Here is a 19,554-nt window from a genome sequence, read left to right on the forward strand (position 1 = left end):
CAAAACCCGGTTATTTCGGCACCTGATCGCCCAGCAACCAGTGAAACAGGCGACCAATGCCGCCCGCATTGCTGTGAATTGCCCTAACGGGTTGCTCACGCACCAACAGACCAGATTGCGCGCGATAAACAGTAAAAGTGGTGCTGGTGGAAATGTCGGTATAGGTCGAACTGCCATATTGCGCATCAATCAGAAAATTCCACGGCAACAGCCATGCCCCAACCGAGCCGCTATACCGGGACGCCAGATCATAAGCCCGGTGCGGCCCGGTATTTTGCTGCTCTATATCGGCATAACGCCCTTCTAACCGGTCCAGGCGATAGCGCGCATCCATGCCAATAATATTGGCCCACGGCTTTAACTTCACAAATTGCGCATCCACGCGCCATTGATCGCCATAAATCGTGTATTTGCGCTGAATATCCTCGCCGGGCAGTCGCAAATAGGCGTTAAATTCCTCCGCTCCAACCGGTTCAAAGGTTACCTCCGCCACCGGCGTCTCGGCGCTCAGGCGCGTATACGTCAGCACAATTCCGGCAATCGATAACGCCAGTGCGAGCGACAACAGCACGATGGCAAAGAGGGAAATTCTGACCACGCGAAGCTTCACCACACATCCACCATATCAGCGATAAAAACCTGTGGCAGTGTCACCTGGCACTGCTTTTCAGGCAAGTCGGAAAGACCTGATGGCGGGGAAACGAGTTATTTTCAAACTGGCCTGAAATCCCTCGGCTCAATCCTCGTGTTTAATCGCTAAACCTACAAAGTCGACACGGGTGATCTGGAAGTAACGACAGAACGCGTCCCGTACGCGTGCCAATGCATAATGCCAACGGTCATCCGCCTGTAACATGCCCCAGCACCAAACGACGCCACGTTTTCAAACTGCGCGCCAGCCTTGATCACCTTAACAGCCAGCAAATCAGCGCCTGCTCCAAGAACAACCGACCCAATTTCGCGCAAGTATCCCTTGCCATGCGCGTCCGCCCCCAACAGTAACCCTCTGCCTTTTTGGGGTCATACGGATCGCGAAAAATACTAACACACCCAGCAAACACGGTCGCCACCCATGCTCCTCGGTGGCCATAGGCAACATTTGAGCTGCCTGAGCGACCTCGTGCTCGCATACAATACGCGCAAAGGCCTAAATGGAGGCGACCACGATGCTAGGCTATCGTGAAATTTCTGGCACAGTTAAGGCCTAAACCACCTCGGCACCGCCCATCCGCACACGCCGGAGTTTTGACTGCCGGGTTTCTGCGATCCAACCAATTAAATCAGGCATATTTTTCAGCGTTCTCTTCACAATGCGCCCGTACTCTGCGTACCCAAGACTCGAACCAGACCCAAGAGCCTTGATAGTCCCCACGATTTCCCAATCCAGCCTCAGATCGTTTGGCATCTAATTTTTGCCATAGCTCAGTATGGTTGCGGATAGAAAAGTTCGGATATCCTGCAGTCTTCATAAGACCTACAACCTGGGTCGCCGTATATCGCTTGCGATCAACTTCTCGAAGAAAAATCTGACTTACCCGCGCTCGCTCCTCCTGCGTTTCTGCTTTAATGAATTCCACAGCAGAGTCAGCGGCTGACCGTCGCTGTTTTATAACTGGAACAAAAACAACATTATACCTATAAGCAGGATCAGAAATTTCATCTTCTGTTAAATTATTCTCAAAATGATCAATCGTCATTTCTATATGTCTCGGTAAATTCGATTCCTTTTTAAGGTAATTTCTTTGATCTGTTCCAAACGTCGAAAATTGCAACGCTAGGGAAAGACGTCGATCCAAGCCACACTGCGGTCCAAACTCTCTTTTGATAAAACTGTTAAAATTCAAACAGCATGCCTGCAATTTAGCACCTACGGCCTCATCTATTTTTTGCGTCGACCTGTGTTCGATTTCATGCCGAATTTCCAGTAAGAATTCAAGATTTTTTCGCACACCGTTGGACAACGGATTTCTCTCATGCCGCAAACAAGCACCAAGCTCTATATATTTCTCAGCTCCATTTGCTGTTAGCTGGACCTCGCCGCGAACGGAATACCTATAATCAATCCTATGCTTCCGAAACCAAGCATGCATTGCATAAGTCCAAGATATTATGGCAGTTACAATAAACAGCTCAGTCTTAAAATACAAACCAGCGCTGTTAAAGACATACACTGCCGCAATCATTGCCTCTCGCGCCTTTACGACCAAGTCGTCTCCATCTGTTGACAAGCCAGTTTCAAGATCATATCCCGGCCACTGGTCGAAAAATCCCTGTAATTCTTCCGGACTGGCTCGATTAACAGAGTTTCTTGCTCTGCCATGCCTTATATCGGAAATTCTCGCATGATTTATCGTTCTCGCAGGACGAGTGAAATAAGACTGTATATCCTGATCTTGCAGTCCTGTATCTTCGACCATGGCTTTGACCATAGAAACTTCGTAATTCGTAAGGCGATTACCCATATTGCGGCGAACCATAACCTTCTCCGAAATGAAATAAATTCAAATTCAGATAAAACTAAAATCAATTAAAAATACATAAAAAAAGAGGCAACCCAAATGGCTGCCTCTTTCGCTCTAATGTCAGAATAACGAATCACCCATCAAGCTGATCGACGATTTCCTCGCACATCTTTTTGGCATCGCCAAACAGCATCATGGTGTTATCGCGGAAGAACAGTTCGTTCTGGATACCGGCATAGCCTGCCGACATGCTGCGTTTCACAAACAGCACCGTTTTGGCTTTTTCCACATCGAGTATCGGCATGCCAAAGATCGGCGATGACGGGTCGGTTTTGGCGGCGGGGTTGGTAATGTCGTTCGCCCCGATCACGAAGGCCACGTCGGCGGTGCCAAAATCGCGGTTGATTTCGTCCATTTCGACAACGTCTTCGTAAGGCACACCAGCCTCGGCCAGCAAAACGTTCATGTGGCCCGGCATCCGCCCGGCAACCGGGTGAATGGCATAGCGTACTTTAACGCCTTCGGCTTTGAGAAGGTCGGCCATTTCACGCAAGGCATGCTGCGCCTGTGCCACCGCCATGCCATAGCCCGGCACGATGATGACGCTGGAGGCGTTTTTCATGATGAAAGACGCATCATCGGACGAGCCCGATTTCACAGCCCGGTCGGCATCACCGCCAGCGGCAGAGCCACCACTTGCGTCGACCCCGAAACCGCCGAGAATAACATTAAAGATCGAGCGGTTCATACCCTTGCACATGATGTAGGACAGGATCGCACCCGAGGCGCCAACCAGCGCGCCGGTAATGATCAGCGCGTTGTTTTGCAGGGTAAAACCAATGCCGCACGCCGCCCAGCCCGAATAGGAATTGAGCATGGAAACCACAACCGGCATATCGGCCCCGCCAATCGGAATGATCAGCGTGATCCCCAATACCAGTGCCAGAATAACCGCCAGCCAGAACGCCACGTGGCTTTCGGTGGTGACAAAAACAATACCGACCACAACAATGGCGATTGCAAAGCCAAGATTAAGCAAATGCTGGCCGCTAAACTGCACCGGGGTGCCCGAGACAAAGCCTTGCAGCTTGCCAAACGCCACCAGCGAGCCGGTAAAGGTGATGGCACCGATGACAACGCCAAGCCCCATTTCGATCAGGCTGGCGGGGTGAATATCGCCCACCGCACCAATGCCATAGGCACCGGGCGAATAAAGTGCGGCCCCGGCGACAAACACGGCGGCCAACCCGACAAGCGAGTGAAACGCCGCCACAAGCTGCGGCAGGGCCGTCATTTTAATTTTAAGGGCGATGATGGTGCCAATCGCCCCGCCGATTAAAATGCCGACAATGATGGCGGTGTAAGACAAAACCCCCGGCGATGCCAGGGTGGTGAAGATCGCAATCGCCATGCCGACCATGCCCAGCATATTGCCGGTACGGGCGGAATCAGGTGATGACAGGCCGCGCAAGGACAAAATAAAGCAGACCGAGGCGACCAGATACAGGAAAGCCGACAGGTTTTCCGACATGATGTTTCCCCTTCCCTACTTCTTTTTCTTGAACATCTGCAGCATGCGCTGCGCGACGATGAAACCGCCAAAGATATTGATCGACGCCAGCACCACAGCAACAAACCCCATAATCTTGGAGATGTTCATGTCCACCGGGCCAGCCGCCACAAGCGCGCCGACAATAATTACCGATGAAATGGCATTGGTCACCGCCATCAATGGCGAATGCAGGGCAGGTGTTACTTTCCACACCACGTAATAGCCAACAAAGCAGGCCAGCACAAAAACCGTCAGGCCGATCACAGTGGGGCTAACCCCGCCCGATGACGCGACGTGGGATGCCGCATTGGTCGCACCATTTGCCATATCATGCGCCCCTGCCGCCACCTGATCGGCAAGCTTGGCGGCCTTTTCGGCCAGACCAAGGGCTGCATCGCGCATGTCATTGGCAGACTGGGTGAGAGATTGATCAGCCATTGGAAGCTTCCTCCGACATTGCTTCACCACCAAATTTCGGATGAACGATCTTGCCGTCATGGGTCAACATGGTATCGGCAATGATCTGGTCTTCGCGGTTAAAGGCCAGTTCCTTCTTTTCGCCATCCACCATCAGGGTAACGAAATTCAAAAGGTTTCTGGCATACATCGCAGTAGCATCGGTCGGAACCGAGCTTACAATATTGGCCGGACCGATAATTTTAACCCCGTTAGCCGTGATCGTGGTTTCGCCAAGCTTGACCCCGGCCACATTGCCGCCGCGTTCGGCCGCCAGATCAATAATGATCGAGCCATCCTTCATGCCTGCCACCATATCGGCTGTGACAATTTCAGGGGCCGGACGGCCGGGAATTAGGGCGGTTGTAATGACGATATCGGTTTTTGCCAAAACGTCTTTTAGCTTATCCGCCTGCTTTTTCTTATAGTCATCCGACATTTCCCGGGCATAGCCGCCTGCGGTTTCCGCCGTTTCGGCTTCGTCATCCTCCACCTCGATAAAGGTACCGCCCAGTGACTGGACCTGTTCCTTTACCGCCGGGCGCACGTCAAATGCCGACACAACAGCCCCCATGCGCTTGGCCGTGGCAATTGCCTGCAACCCGGCCACACCGGCACCGACAATAACAACACGGGTCGGGGCAAGGGTGCCGGCCGCTGTCATCATCATGGGAAAAATACGGCCAAATTCATAGGCCGCGTCAATCACAGAACGATAGCCGGCAAGGTTTGATTGCGAGGATAAAACATCCATCGACTGCGCACGCGAAATACGCGGCACCAGCTCCATGGCAAAGCTGGTAACGCCAGCCTCGGCCATTTTGCCGATCAGCTCGGCGCGGTCATAGGGGTCAAACAACCCGATAACGGCGGCCCCTTTTTTATAGGTCGCAAGTTCGTTGATTTTGCCTTCCACCATGGGCGGGCGGACCTTCAACACCACATCGGCATTATCGGTCGCGACCCTGGCGGTTTTGGCAATGGTTGCACCGGCGTCGATGTAACGATCATCGGCTATCGACGCATTTTCGCCTGCACCGGTTTCGATCACCACCTCGAACCCCAATCCCGTAAATTTCTTGACGGTATCAGGGGTGATGGCAACGCGTTTTTCACCGGGCCATATTTCTTTTGGAACGGCCAGCTTCATCGCGTCGTACCTCCTTCCCTAATTGAACAATCCTGTCTGGTATGTCGGTCATTCGTTTATTGTAGCGCCCCTGTTTGCGGGGCTTCGGTATTGTTTTGTTAAACCCTTGTCCGGCGTGCCGGTCGTTCTGTGGGTAAGGGCATTACACCCCTGGCAGCAAAGGCCCCTTCCCCGTTTCCCGCAAGACGGAAAATCCGGTTCAGGACGAAAAAAGGCGGTTCTTCTGAATTAACAGAAGAAACCGCCCGCTTTCCCACCACGCGTTCCAAGGCCGCAAAGCCTTGGTGACAAACCGGGTCCCACCCGCCGATGATGCTCAGGACAAACATTCACCAGCGCCCCGCTTTGTCTGCGTTGACCGAAAGATGCGATTTTCTTCTCAAGACCTCAACAGCAAACCGGCATAAAAATCACACTTAACTTATTTTTGGTTCACAAATACTCATATGGTATATGTGCGTTAATCCACACATATCTTTATCGATATGGAACAGGTACCATTTCGGGGGAAGTGCAATCAATCCCTTGATTTTTGGCAGTTTTTGCCATTTTTCACCCGCGCGGAAGGTTAAATCACCCATATAAATACACCCGGAGGTTTTCACTAAAGCCGCCATAACGCAAGCAGGGATAGCAAAAAAATTTATCGCCGTCGGCATCATCCCCGGCAGATTTTTACTTTCAAATACAGAAATTTATCCGCTGTGCGGTCGAAACCCCCTAAATATCGCGCAATTGCGCAAACCCGAGTCTCCAGCTGCGATGACTTCATGATCGCAATTTCCACAACCCGACCGATAGTGCATTAACCATGCACGACAAAAAGCCGGACCGCATAAATTCGCAATCCGGCTTTTTTCTGTACTTTATGGCTGTCGCAAGGTCACGTCGACACGCGAAGATATTGGCTGGCTCAGGGTTACTTTGCCGCCAGTGTCTCGCCGCCGGGCAAAAAGATGATACCCAACAGGATGTTTTCATCTATGCCGGTTTTCTTGACCACATCATAAATCGATTGTTCTGGCGTCGCGACAATGCCTTGCCCCGCCAGTTTTGCGATAATCACGTCTGGCTGGTTTTTGGTAACCGCCGCCAGGGCCGATAACGGGGCAAAAACCAGCGCTTCTTCAATCGGGCGTTCGAGTTGCGGGCCGGTAATCATCCCCCACGAAAAACACGACAAAACAAAAACCGCTGCAAATATGGTGGTAAAGGCCACACCCCAGCGCGATTTCAACCGGCTTTTAAACGGTTTGAAATTCACAAAAATATGCGCCCCGGCCCCGATCAGGAAAAACCACGATAGCCACTGATGCACCACCGCGGTTAACCCGTCTTCAAATTCAAAAAACAGCATCAGGCCGGTCCCCGCCATCAGCAAAAAGGCACCGATGGTTAATTGGGTCGCCCAGCTGCGTAAGAAAGCGGTTTTGGTCATGTATCAATCCTGTTCTGGCCGGGCCACTTGCAAATCTGTTCAATTTAGCGTGGCAATATCGGCAACCATTCTGTATCAATGTGTAATATGCACATAAACAGAGGCCGGATTGATGTCAACAAAAAGCGTGCAAAATGCACATATAAACACGCAAATGCGCAACCTGCACGGTGCGCTGATCGAAATTATCAGCGTGATGAACCGCCCGCAACGCGATGACGCCATGATCCGCGAGGCTGGCATCACCCTTGATCGCGCACTGTTTCCGTTACTGGTGCTGGTGGAAAAAATTGGTCCGATTGGCATTGTTGACCTGGCAGAGCGGGTTGGCCGCGATCATACAACCGTCAGCCGTCAAATCGCAAAACTGGAAAACCTGAGCCTGATCACACGCCAACCTGCCCCCACCGACAAGCGCGTTCATCACGCCGTGATTGCCCCGGCAGGCAAAAAAATGACCGACGCCATCGACCGCGCCCGCGAACGGATCGGACAGGCCATTTTTGATCAATGGGATGAACACGACCTTAGCGAACTTGTCCGCCTGACCCGCAAATTCGCCGATGCCATCAAAGACCCGCAATAAACGCAGATAGAGAGGTAATAAGCACACCGGGATCAGAATTATTCGGGCCGGACCAGGCCCACCTGTTGCAAGGATGCCTCCTGATTGCGGGTCAGCTCAGCTTCGTTAAAGTCGCCGACCAGATCGTGGAAAATACGATACCAGTTGACCTTGGCGTCCAGCCTTAAAAACACCGATCCCAGCCCGACAGCGGCACGGTCCACCAGCACAAATTCGCGGGGCGGCTTTACTCCGCCCAAACGGCGCAATTCGGCATGGACCTTGCCCGCCACTTCGGCGCCATAGGCAACCGAATTGCTTTCTTCCATTTTGCGTTCACGGTCATCAAGCAGCGGGCCATACACAAACCCGGCCCAGATGTTTAAAACATCAATCATCTCGTTTGACAGGTTGGTAAAGCCCCAGCTTTCGTAAGCTGCCACCGCCTTTGCCCGGTCACCATCGCGCAGCGCCTGATAAAGCGAAATCACCGCCCCGACAAAGCTTGGCTGAAACACGCGGATACAGCCAAAATCGAGCAAGTTAACGCTAAGATCGTCGCGCAGGGAATAATTGCCCAAATGCGGGTCGCCGTGAATAACGCCGTATTTGTAAAATGGCACATACCAGGCGCGAAACATGTTCAACGCAACCTGATTGCGTTCTTCTTCCGACGGGTTACTGTCGACAAATGCCTGCAATTTCCCGCCCTGAAGCCAGGTCATGGTCAGCAAACGCCGGGTGGTAAGATCATGTACCGGTTCGGGCACATGCACATGGGGTTCGCCCCGCAACATATGGCCGTATAACGCCATCTGTTTGGCTTCGCGTTCGTAATCCAGTTCTTCGCGCAGGCGGGCGGCCAGTTCAAGCTGGATGTTTTCGGCATCAATTGCGCTGTCGTAACGCCGGTAAATGGCAAAGGCAGCGCGCAGCTGTTTTAAATCGGCCTCTACGGTTGCCGACATATCAGGATATTGCAGCTTACAGGCCACAGCCCGGCCATCGGGCAAGGTGGCCTTATGCACCTGCCCCAGCGATGCTGCCGCTGCCGCGTCCTTACCAAAATCGGCAAATTTATCCTGCCAGCCCGCCCCCAGTTCGGTACGCATCCGGCGTTTGACAAACAGCCAGCCCATCGGCGGGGCATCGGCCTGCAACCCTGCCAGCGCATCAGCATAGTCACGCGGCAGGGCATCGGGGATGGTGGATAATATTTGCGCCACCTTCATCAGCGGGCCTTTAAGCCCGCCAAGCGCGGCGGTTAAATCAGCCGCATAGCGCCCATGATCAATTTCGGTGCCAAACACCTTGCCCACCGCCAGACGCGTCGCCAGTTTCCCGGCAGACGCGCCGACGCGGGCATAACGACGCACCCGCCCGCCAAAACGATTATCTTCGGATTGGCGAAAATCGTCGTCGTTATCATCGCTCATATCAGGAAAGTTCCTCCAGCTCGTCGATCAGGCGTTTGATCATGTTCAGGCCGCGCTGCCAAAATGCCGGGTCGGAGGCATCAAGCCCGAACGGGGCCAGCAATTCCTGATGGCGTTTGGTGCCACCGGCTTTCAGCATGTCGAAATATTTATCGGCAAAGCCGTCTTCGGCATTTTGATAAACATCATAGAGCGAATTCACCAGGCAATCGCCAAAGGCATAGGCATAAACATAAAACGGTGAATGGATGAAATGCGGAATATAGGACCAGTAATATTTGTATTCCTCGTCATAGCGCACCGCATCGCCCAGACTTTCCTTCTGTACGTCTATCCAGATCTGGCAGATCTCCTCGACCGTCAGTTCGGCTTCGCGACGTTTGGAATGCACGCGTTTTTCAAATTCAAAAAACGCAATCTGGCGCACCACAGTGTTGAGCATATCCTCAACCTTGCCTGCCAGCATAATGCGGCGCATTTTCGGGTTGGTTTCGGCCCGCAACATTGACTGGAAGGTCAGCATTTCGCCAAAAACAGACGCCGTTTCCGCCAGCGTCAGCGGGGTATCAGACAGGAAATAGCCCTGCTCGCCCGCCAAAATCTGATGCACACCGTGGCCCAGTTCGTGGGCAAGGGTCATCACATCGCGGGTTTTACCATGATAATTCAACAGCAAATACGGGTGTGCTGACGGCACGGTCGGATGGGCAAATGCACCCGATGATTTACCCGCACGCGGCGGCACATCGATCCACGGGTTATCAAAAAACCGTTTGCCGATATCGGCCAGGTTTGGCGAAAACTCGCCATATGCCTTCAGCACGGTTTCGCGGGCTGAATCCCAGTCAATCTGGCGGTCGTCATCTTCGGGCAGCGGCGCATTACGATCCCAGTAATCAAGCTGATCAACGCCAAACCATTTGGCTTTCAGCTTGTAATAGCGGTGCGACAAATCACCATAGGAAGACGTCACCGCTTCGCTAAGTGCTTCGACAACATCGTCTTCAACCTGATTTGACAGGTTGCGCGCACTAACCGGGGTGGGGAAGCTGCGCAAACGGTCGTCAATTTCCTTGTCTTTGGCCAAGGTATTGGTGATGTGGGCCAGCAATTTAATGTTTTGGCCCAGCACATCGCCAATCGACTTTGCTGCAACCTTGCGGTCCTCAACCTTGGTTGACGACAGCATATTGGCCGCATCCGACATGGTCAGGTCCTGGCCGTTAATCGGAAAGCGCAGTTCGGCCATGGTTTGATCAAACAAACGGATCCATGCGCCCGAACCGGCCACTTCGCGTTCATGCAAAACCTGTTCGACTTCGTCGGAAAGCTGATGCGGGCGGAAGGACCGGTTTTCATCAAGCCACGGGCGATAGCGCGCCAGGGCGTCGCTTTCGTCGTATTTGGCTTGAAGGGCGGTTTCTTCGATGCGGTTTAATTCCAGCCCGAAAAACAGGGTGAAGCTGGAAATGGTGGTCAGTTGCTCGCGCACCCCCTGGTAAAACTGGCCAATCGCCGGGTCGCTGCCGTCGCCCGCATGGAGAAGGCCGGCAAACGAGCCGATCTTGCCGCAAATTTCGGAAATGCCTTCATATTCGACAATGGCCGCCGCAAGGGCATCGCCGGAAAGACCGGCCAGTTTGCCTTGATAATCCTTCTGGAACGCCTCCGAACGCTGTTTGGCATCGTCAAGATCTTTGCGAATGGCGGGGTCTTTGGCATCCGCATAAAGATCGCTTAGATCCCACGTCGGCAGGTTCTTGTTGATCGCGTTCATTGGTCCTCCAGATAATTCGGAACATAAAAGGCTTTGCTGCGATATAAGACACAGATATTTTAATCGCCAGCACAACGCGGCAAAAAGATCAAAAACAGTTTATCTGATCACCGTTTCGGCGGGCTTCGTACAACATATATATAAGAAAACGATTACAGGGAAACGCCATGACAAAATTGCAGGATTATGCCAATTGGCAGAACTTGCCGATGATGTTTTTTGATCTGGCAAAACATCATGGTGACACACCGCTTTGGTGGACAAAATCGTCAAAAACGGGTGAATTTGTATCAACCAGCTGGCGCGAGGCCGCCCATCAGGTGCGCGCACTGGCGCGGGCGCTGTATAAATCGGGAGTGCGCCCCGGCGACCGGGTTATTTTGCTGTCGGAAAACCGCACCGAATGGGGCATCGCCGACCTGGCGATCATGTGTGTCGGCGCGTTAACTGCTCCGGCCTATTCGACCAATACCGAACGCGACCATTTGCATATTATCGAGGATTCCGGTGCCAGCCTGGCGATTATATCGACCAAAAAACTGGCCCAGCCGTTTTTGCATGGCGCACTGGATTCCGGCCGGTGCCGCCACGCCATCACGATAGAGGATTGGGGCCAAAGCTTTGTTGGCGGCATTACCATTTCGCGCTGGCATGACATGATCGCCGAGGGCAGCGCCCTTGAAGACGATGTGGACGCCTGGGTTGCCAATATCAAACGCGACGACACCGCCTGCCTGATTTACACATCAGGCACCGGGGGCGCCCCCAAGGGCGTTATGCTTAGCCACGGGGCAATTTTGAACAATTGCGCCGGTGCATTCGACATTATCGAGGCGCTGGGCATTACCGATGAAATTTTCCTGTCGTTTTTACCGCTGTCGCATTCGTACGAACACACCGCCGGGCTGTATTTCCCCATCAGCCTTGGCGCGCAAATTTACTATGCCGAAAGCCTTGATAAACTGGCCGCCAACATGACCGAAGTCCGCCCGACCATCATGACAGCCGTGCCGCGCCTTTATGAAATGCTGTATCAACGCCTGAGCCGCACACTGGAAAAGGAAGGCGGCTTTAAATTAAAGCTGTTTCAACTGACATTGCGTTTGGGTCGTAAAAAATACGAAGGCACGCGCCTGAACCCGATTGAATGGGTGCAGGACCTGATTTGCGAGCTGTTGTTACGCCGCAAATTGCGCCAGCGGTTTGGCGGTCGCCTGAAAGCCATGGTATCGGGCGGCGGGCCGTTAAATTACGAACTGGGTGTTTTGTTTGTATCGTGCGGATTGCGGATTTTGCAGGGGTACGGTCAAACCGAATTTAGCCCCGTTGTGTCGTGCAACCGGGCCGAAAACAACAAACTGCGCACGGTTGGCCCGCCCATGGTCGGTGTTGAATGTAAAATTGCCGATGACGGCGAAATTTTGCTGCGCGGGGAAAGCATCATGAAAGGTTATTGGAACCTGCCCGAAACGACCGCGCAAACCATTATCGATGGCTGGCTGCATACCGGCGATATCGGCCAGCTTGACGATGAAGGCAGCCTGATGATCACGGATCGCAAGAAGGACATTATTGTTAATTCCGGCGGTGATAATATTTCGCCCCAGCGCATTGAAGGGTTGTTGACCCTGGAAACCGAAATTGCCCAGGCCATGATTTATGGCGATAACCAGCCCTATCTGGTTGCCATTTTATCGCCCGAAGATGACGTGATGCGCGATTTTGCCCGCGCCCATAACCTGGAAAACAATATCGAAATCCTCTCGGAAAACGATGATTTCCGCAAACTGATCCGCAAGGCGGTGGACCGGGTCAATACCCGCCTGTCGTCGATTGAAAAGGTTCGCAGTTTCACCTTTGCCGATAGCGCCTTTAGCATCGAAAACGAAATGCTGACCCCGTCGATGAAAATTCGCCGCCACAAAATTCGCGCGGCTTACGAACAACGCCTGATCTCGCTGTATCAGCGCAAACGTCAAAGCTGACTGCCATGTCTGGCCGATATCCCTGTTTGACATAATTTCATCGATATCGGCCAGATATGATCTGGAAGTATTCAATTTAACGTACCATCTAACTCATATGAAAGGCATCAGGCCCCGGCAAACCACCGCCGGGATTGCACCAACCCCTTAGATCGGCCATACTGAACGCATGAAAAACAAACGGAGTTTCCCCGGTTTTCGGTTACGAATTCAGGCCGTCATTCCAACTTGGTTTGGGCCTGTTTTTGCCAAAACCCTTACTGTTTCCTTGCTTTGCATTGCTGCTTTAACCCTGCCCCGCCTTGCTGCGGCGCAAGGGGCCTGCAACAAAATCACCGTTGGCTATAGCAACTATCCGCCTTTTTCCTATCAAACCGATGATGGCGGCGTAACAGGGGCCTCGATCGAGGTGGCGCAGCGTGCCTTTCGTAAAATGCATATTGAAGTATCAACCGTGCAAATGCCATGGGCACGCCTGCTTTCCGAAGCCGAGCGCGGCACCGTCGACATGATAACCGCGGCGTATCGCACCGATGCCCGCCGGTCATGGGCGGTCTATGCCGACATCCCGATTGGGTATGAACGCGTTGTTGTAATTCATGACCGCACCGTTCAGGCCGATGTCGCCAGCCTGCGTGATCTGCGCTATCGCAAGGGTTTGTTGCGGCGCGGAGACAGCCACGGCCCCACGGTGGACCGCGCCATTGCCAACAAGTCCATCAATATCGAAACGGTACCGGAAATAGAAGCCGGGTTGCGCATGGTCAGTGCCGGGCGCGCGGATTATTTGCTGTCAAGTGATGCCGTTGCACGCAACGTATTGCGCGAACGCCAATACCCTGAATTGTCCTATGATCGGCTTGATGTTAACGGCGAAGGCCTTTATGCCCTGTTTTCGCGGCGAAGCCCCTGTTCCAGACTGGTGGAGGAATTTAATCGCACCCTTCGCCAGCTAAACAGCGAGCATTTATTGCCAACCGTTCTGGTGCAATATCTGCAATCAGTTGGATCGCCCCTTGTGGTCAATACCGCCAGCAATGGCCCAAGGCATAATCTTGCCAACTGATAAAACGGCATTTCCCCTGGCATGGTGGTGCCAAACGGAGACCGTCAACAGCGTTGCCCCATGATATTGCTGGTGAAACAGGTGGCAATTTGACAAATTGGCAGGGTGTTTTTCAAACCAAACGTAACCTGGATAGCCATGAACGACGCTGTGCCGACACAAAGCCTGTTGCTGATCCGCGGTTTACCGGGGTCGGGAAAATCCACTTTGGCAAAAAAGCTGTGTCAGAAAGACGCGGCTATTCACCTTGAAACCGATATGTTCATGACCGACAGCAAAGGGCGCTATCAGTTTAACCCTAAAAAACTGCCCGCTATTCATGCCCGCTGCGAACAGGAAACCCGCACACATCTGGATGCCGGGAACAGCGTGATTGTCTCAAACACATTCAGTCAGATATGGGAAATGCAGCCTTATCTTGATATGGCGCGCGAGGCGGATATTCCCGTGCAAATCATTGAATGCCAGGGGCAATTCAAATCCATCCATGATGTGCCGGCGCGCAGCATCGAAAACATGCGCAATCGCTGGGAAAATCTGCCGCAACGATAGCATCGACCTATCACCCCAGCCCCTGTTCGACAAAACCGATGGCAGCATCGCCTGCCCCGACCAGACGAAAAAAACCAGCGAAGAGACTTCGCTGGTTTCACGTTCCGTCGTCAGGCACACAGGCGAAAGTTATTGTGCGGCTGAAAACACTTTTTTCAAAACATCGGTGGTCCATTGGCCGGGATTATTGCGAATCTCGGCTTCCTGTGCCGCCAGATAATGAAACAGGCCCTTCATCGCGGCATCGGTGGCATAGTCCGTTAGTGATGTTTTAACATCGGGCATCATTGGCAAGCTGTCATATTGACCGAGCATCTGGTCATAAAGCTGCAACGCCCCGGTATCGGAAAGTGCATCATTCATCACCGGGCGCATTTCGTCGGCAATTTTGCTGCCCGAAACGGTTTGCAAATAGGTGGTCGCCGCATCGTCAGGCCCCTGCAAAATACCCTTGGCATCGGTCACGGTCATTTTGCTGACGGCATCGGCCAGAATACCACCGGCATTCGTCATGGCACTTTCGGCCGCCCGGTTCATGCGCAGTTCAATTTCATCGCCATAGCTGCCCATTCCGGCCTTGCTTAGCAGGCTTTGCGCCCGCTTAACCGAATCTGGCAACGGAATATGCGCCACCGGGTCGGCGTTGAACCCGTCGGTCGCGCCGAGCATGGCGGTAACCGTACCAATCCCTTTATCAAGGGCCTGACGCAACCCGTCATCCGCCATGCCCTGTGACAATGACGACAACGCCGAACTCTGCCCGCCATTTGTGGCCGACGAGGACGAGGTTGTTGATGATGACGACCCGTTTGAGGATGACCCGCTCATGGCATCGCCCAGCGCCTTTTTGGCGGAACTGAAAAACGAGTTTTCCGCATGGGCGGGAACAGCTGTCAAAACAACACTCCCGGTCACAAACGTGACGGTCGCAGCGACGGCTGCGAAAATAAACTTACGTGATGACAGGGTCATTGGGGGCTCCCGGGCCAGTGCGATTAAAAAACCATCTTAAATGATAAACCATCACGGCCAAAATATGTTTGTAAAACAAATCCCCGGCATCAAGCGACACCGGGGATGAGAACGTTTTTCTATTGGCAAAACAGCTTAATCGACCATGTCGATCTTTTTGCCATTCAGCACCAGAATGCCGCCTTCTGCGCTGACCGGCACAGTGGCGCCATCGGCAATGGCACCTTCCAAAATTTGCATCGCCAGCGGGTTTTGCAAATACCGCTGGATCACACGTTTTAGCGGCCGCGCCCCGTAAACCGGGTCATAGCCCTTGTCGGCCAGCCAGCTTTTGGCGAACTCGTCGAGCTCCAGCGTGATCTTGCGATCAACCAGCAGCTTGTCCAAACGGCCCAGCTGAATATCAACAATATGGTCCATCTGGGCGCGTTCCAGACGGTGGAACAACAAAACTTCATCCAGCCGGTTAAGGAATTCAGGCCGGAACGATGCCCGCACCACTTCCATCACCTGGCTGCGCACTTCGCCGCTATCATGACCTTCGCTTTGATTGGCCAGAATGTCGGAACCAAGATTGGATGTCAGAATAATCAGCGTATTGCGGAAATCGACCGTGCGGCCCTGCCCGTCGGTTAAGCGCCCTTCGTCAAGCACCTGAAGCAGCACGTTAAACACATCGGGATGGGCTTTTTCGACCTCGTCAAACAGCACCACCTGATAGGGGCGACGCCGCACAGCTTCGGTCAAAGACCCGCCTTCTTCATAGCCAACATATCCCGGAGGCGCACCAATCAGGCGGGCCACCGCATGTTTTTCCATGAATTCAGACATATCAATACGCACCATTGCCTGTTCATCATCAAACAGGAATTGGGCCAGGGCCTTGGTCAATTCGGTTTTACCCACCCCCGTCGGGCCTAAAAACAGGAACGACCCAATCGGGCGGCCGGGGTCTTGCAACCCGGCACGGGCACGGCGCACCGCATTGGCAATCGAGCGCACGGCATCATCTTGCCCCACCACACGTTTGCGCAAAACATTTTCCATATCCAAAAGCTTCTCGCGCTCGCCTTCCAGCATTTTATCAACCGGAATACCGGTCCAGCGCGATACCACCGATGCGATATGCTTTTCGGTGACGGCCTCGTCTTTCATACCATGGGCAGGATCATCCTCGGCCTTGGCCAACAACCGTTCAAGGGCCGGAATTTCCTGATATTGCAGTTGCCCGGCCCGCTCTAGAAGACCATCCCGCATGGCACGTTCAAGTTCCCCGCGCGCCTGATCAAGCTGTTCCTTGATATGGGTCGTGGCGGCGAGTTCGTTTTTCTGCGATTCCCATTTTGCCGTCAGCTCGGCGGACTTGTCCTCCAGATCGGACAATTCCTTTTCCAATCGACCCAGCCGATCCTTCGAGGCGGGATCTTCCTCTTTTTTCAGGGCCTCGCGTTCGATTTTCAGCTGAATGATCCGGCGATCAAGCTCGTCGATTTCTTCGGGCTTGGAATCAAGCTCCATCCGCAGGCGCGATGCAGACTCGTCCATCAGATCGATGGCTTTGTCAGGCAAAAACCGATCGGTAATATACCGGTTCGACAGGGTTGCCGCCGCAACCAAAGCCGCATCGGCAATCCGCACGCCATGATGAAGTTCGTATTTATCCTTAATGCCCCGCAGGATCGAAACCGTGTCTTCCACCGTTGGCTCGCTGACAAATACCGGCTGAAAACGCCGGGCAAGGGCCGCGTCCTTTTCAATATATTTGCGATATTCATCCAGCGTGGTCGCCCCCACGCAATGCAATTCACCGCGTGCCAGCATCGGTTTTAACAGGTTCGATGCATCCATCGACCCTTCCGATTTGCCCGCCCCGACAAGGGTATGCAATTCGTCGATGAACAAAATCACCTGTCCGGCTTCGGATTCAATTTCGGATAAAACGGCTTTTAAGCGTTCTTCAAATTCACCGCGAAACTTGGCACCGGCAATCAGCGCGCCCAGATCAAGCGACAACAGCTTTTTGGTTTTCAGGGTTTCAGGAACGTCGCCCTTCACAATGCGCAAGGCAAGGCCTTCGGCGATGGCGGTTTTACCAACGCCGGGTTCGCCGATCAGAACCGGATTGTTTTTGGTCCGGCGTGACAGCACCTGAATGGCGCGGCGAATTTCTTCGTCACGGCCAATTACCGGGTCAAGTTTGCCATCACGCGCCGCTTCTGTCAGGTCGCGGGCGTATTTTTTAAGGGCATCATACTGGCTTTCGGCACCGGAACTGTCGGCCGTGCGGCCTTTGCGCAAATCATTAATCGCGGCATTCAGGTTTTGCGCCGTGACACCGGCATCCGCCAAAACCTTGCCCGCAACCGCCTTGGTATCAAGGGTTAAAGCCAGCAACAGCCGCTCTGCTGTGACATAGCTGTCACCGGCTTTTTTGGCAATTTTCTGCGCTTCGTCCACCAGACGGGCAAATTCGCTGGAAAGGTAAACCTGGCTATTGCTACCCGAAACCTTTGGCAGTTTTGCCAGTTCCTGTTCGGTGCGCTGCAGGGCAAGTTTAGGGTCCCCGCCCTGCACCTTGATCAGGTTGGCCGCAAGGCCCTCCTCGTCATCAAGCAGCACTTTAAGCAGGTGGATCGGCACAAATTGCTGATGATTTTCACGCAGGGCCAACGACTGGGCCGATTGCAAAAAACCTTTGGACCGATCGGTAAATTTTTCAAATTCCATTAACTGTCACTCCTTGAGCTAACAGGGTCAATCATGATGGACCTTCTTTGAAGCATCCATCGCCATAGATGGGCATCCATCCTACTTTACCTATAGCGGAACAGCAGGGGAACATCCTTGATATGTCTCAAGCTTTGCGGGCCGCAAGTCGCCCGGAAAAAATCCCGGCAAATTTTTTAGCCTCCTTTGACATGCGGGCGAACAAGGTCATCAAATGCCCTGCATATTTGCCTGAAACAACCACTTACCGTAGCACAAACGCCGCTGTTTCTGGTGATATTTCGGCAGTCTGTAGCTTCGCATTCTAAAATTGTCCCCCACAGCACCTGTGAACTGGCCCCCGAAATCAGGACAATTGCGCACTTGCCGTTCGTTGGCACAATCAGTAACGTCTGATCTTCAAACAAGATGAATGTGCAGGTTCCGAACGAGGGCGCACATCACAGAAAAAGCAGGCAAATGACGATGGCTAACGGTGAACTTGGCGCAATCATGCGCTATCCGGTCAAGGGACTTCGTGGCGTTGAAATGGCATCGGCCACGGTTGATGCCCAAAATATGCTGTCTGACGACCGCCGCTATGTTCTGGCAACCAGTGCATCGCTTGGCCAGGGCGGGCTGGCGGGCTGGGCACGCAAACGTAATTTCCTGCAACTGGTCAACACGCCCAAGCTGGCTGAGCTGGGCATTGATTATGACGATGCCACCACCACCCTTACCATTGCACGCAACGGTCGCGCCATTTGCAAAGGCAACCTTGAAGACGCTATGGGCCGGACCGTGATCGAAGATTTCCTGACCGCCTTTTTGAAAAACGATGTCGCGGGCAGCCCGAAAATCATGTCGGTGCCCGGCACCCATTTTGGCGATTCAGAACCACCTTATATTTCGCTGCTTAATCGTGATTCGATCAAGGATTTCGGCGACCGCATTGCCAGCCAGTATGTCGACCCGATGCGTTTTCGTGGTAATTTTCTGGTCGATGGCCTGCCTGCATGGTCGGAACTGGAATGGGCTGAAAACCAGACCATCACCATAGGCGATGTTCCTTTTCGCATGATCCACCCCATTACCCGCTGCAAAGCCACCACCATTAACCCCGATACCGCACAATCCGACATCAATGTGCCAGTATTGCTGCGCAAGGGCATGAACCATCTGTTTATGGGGGTTTACCTTGAAGCAACCGGCACGGGGACATTAAAGGCAGGCGACAAGATTACAGTTGGCTAGAGCATGTTTCCTTTAATAAGACCCTTTTTGTTTAATTTTAACGTGCCGTTTGGCAAGGCACAGCGCGCCGCGCGATGCGGCGCATCGGGCAAGCGGTGTAACGCCGCCAAACGCCGTCAAAATTGAACCCTCCGGGCCCGTGCATTTTGCTGCTCGGCAAGGAGAAGTCCGCAGGGCGTAACG

The 19,554-nt window shown here is 53.2% G+C and carries 15 protein-coding genes; 5 read left to right on the forward strand and 10 right to left on the reverse strand.

The genetic code is table 11. The features are described from left to right. Positions 1-10: 10 nt before the first annotated feature. From TMES_RS10290 to TMES_RS10320, 6 genes are all read right to left on the reverse strand, one after another. Positions 11-598 (reverse strand): hypothetical protein, encoded by a 588-nt coding sequence (locus tag TMES_RS10290; RefSeq protein ID WP_245835340.1) that lies wholly within the window; start codon positions 596-598, stop codon positions 11-13. 682 nt (positions 599-1,280) lie between these two features. Then, positions 1,281-2,477: a DUF3644 domain-containing protein gene (locus TMES_RS10295; protein WP_211275901.1), complete on the reverse strand. Its 1,197-nt coding sequence runs from the start codon at positions 2,475-2,477 to the stop codon at positions 1,281-1,283. A gap of 118 nt (positions 2,478-2,595) precedes the next feature. Beyond that, entirely contained in the window at positions 2,596-3,993 is a 1,398-nt protein-coding gene (locus tag TMES_RS10300; RefSeq protein WP_085582170.1) for an NAD(P)(+) transhydrogenase (Re/Si-specific) subunit beta, read from the reverse strand. A 15-nt stretch (positions 3,994-4,008) separates the two neighbouring features. After that, a complete protein-coding gene (locus TMES_RS10305) occupies positions 4,009-4,452 on the reverse strand; it encodes an NAD(P) transhydrogenase subunit alpha part 2 (protein WP_085582172.1) in 444 nt (147 codons plus the stop codon). Then, positions 4,445-5,620 (reverse strand): Re/Si-specific NAD(P)(+) transhydrogenase subunit alpha, encoded by a 1,176-nt coding sequence (locus TMES_RS10310; protein WP_085582174.1) that lies wholly within the window; start codon positions 5,618-5,620, stop codon positions 4,445-4,447. Before TMES_RS10310 ends, TMES_RS10305 begins: the two co-directional genes overlap by 8 nt. Positions 5,621-6,539: 919 nt before the next feature. After that, positions 6,540-7,058, reverse strand: coding sequence for a hypothetical protein (locus TMES_RS10320; protein WP_085582178.1), 519 nt, complete (start codon positions 7,056-7,058; stop codon positions 6,540-6,542). Between the two features lie 112 nt (positions 7,059-7,170). Between TMES_RS10320 and TMES_RS10325 the strand changes: the two genes are divergently transcribed. After that, positions 7,171-7,644 carry a MarR family winged helix-turn-helix transcriptional regulator gene (locus tag TMES_RS10325; RefSeq protein WP_211275902.1) on the forward strand — a complete coding sequence of 158 codons (474 nt, stop codon included), beginning with the start codon at positions 7,171-7,173 and terminating at the stop codon, positions 7,642-7,644. A 38-nt stretch (positions 7,645-7,682) separates the two neighbouring features. Here the strand turns inward: TMES_RS10325 and TMES_RS10330 are convergent, their stop codons facing one another. Together TMES_RS10330 and TMES_RS10335 are read right to left on the reverse strand one after the other, a co-directional pair. Then, complete coding sequence (locus tag TMES_RS10330) at positions 7,683-9,059, reverse strand: ABC1 kinase family protein (protein ID WP_085582182.1); 1,377 nt, start codon at positions 9,057-9,059, stop codon at positions 7,683-7,685. Between the two features lies 1 nt (position 9,060). After that, positions 9,061-10,836 carry a M3 family oligoendopeptidase gene (locus TMES_RS10335; RefSeq protein WP_085582184.1) on the reverse strand — a complete coding sequence of 592 codons (1,776 nt, stop codon included), beginning with the start codon at positions 10,834-10,836 and terminating at the stop codon, positions 9,061-9,063. A 167-nt stretch (positions 10,837-11,003) separates the two neighbouring features. Here TMES_RS10335 and TMES_RS10340 point away from each other — a divergent pair, with 167 nt between their 5' ends. From TMES_RS10340 to TMES_RS10350, 3 genes are all read left to right on the forward strand, one after another. Beyond that, positions 11,004-12,821 carry an AMP-dependent synthetase/ligase gene (locus TMES_RS10340; protein ID WP_085582186.1) on the forward strand — a complete coding sequence of 606 codons (1,818 nt, stop codon included), beginning with the start codon at positions 11,004-11,006 and terminating at the stop codon, positions 12,819-12,821. A 169-nt stretch (positions 12,822-12,990) separates the two neighbouring features. Next, on the forward strand, positions 12,991-13,887 hold the full coding sequence (locus tag TMES_RS10345) for a substrate-binding periplasmic protein (protein WP_085582188.1): 897 nt from the start codon (positions 12,991-12,993) through the stop codon (positions 13,885-13,887). A gap of 138 nt (positions 13,888-14,025) precedes the next feature. Beyond that, a complete protein-coding gene (locus TMES_RS10350) occupies positions 14,026-14,439 on the forward strand; it encodes an ATP-binding protein (protein ID WP_085582190.1) in 414 nt (137 codons plus the stop codon). Positions 14,440-14,568: 129 nt separating this feature from the next. Here the strand turns inward: TMES_RS10350 and TMES_RS10355 are convergent, their stop codons facing one another. Both TMES_RS10355 and clpB read right to left on the reverse strand, forming a co-directional pair. Beyond that, a complete protein-coding gene (locus tag TMES_RS10355; protein ID WP_085582192.1) occupies positions 14,569-15,411 on the reverse strand; it encodes a DUF4197 domain-containing protein in 843 nt (280 codons plus the stop codon). A gap of 135 nt (positions 15,412-15,546) precedes the next feature. After that, positions 15,547-18,138 carry an ATP-dependent chaperone ClpB gene (clpB, locus tag TMES_RS10360; protein WP_085582194.1) on the reverse strand — a complete coding sequence of 864 codons (2,592 nt, stop codon included), beginning with the start codon at positions 18,136-18,138 and terminating at the stop codon, positions 15,547-15,549. 465 nt (positions 18,139-18,603) lie between these two features. Here clpB and TMES_RS10365 point away from each other — a divergent pair, with 465 nt between their 5' ends. Further along, on the forward strand, positions 18,604-19,371 hold the full coding sequence (locus tag TMES_RS10365) for an MOSC domain-containing protein (protein WP_245835342.1): 768 nt from the start codon (positions 18,604-18,606) through the stop codon (positions 19,369-19,371). The last annotated feature ends 183 nt before the right edge of the window (positions 19,372-19,554 follow it).

It is taken from the genome of Thalassospira mesophila, assembly GCF_002115755.1.
Classification (GTDB): Bacteria; Pseudomonadota; Alphaproteobacteria; order Rhodospirillales; family Thalassospiraceae; genus Thalassospira; species Thalassospira mesophila.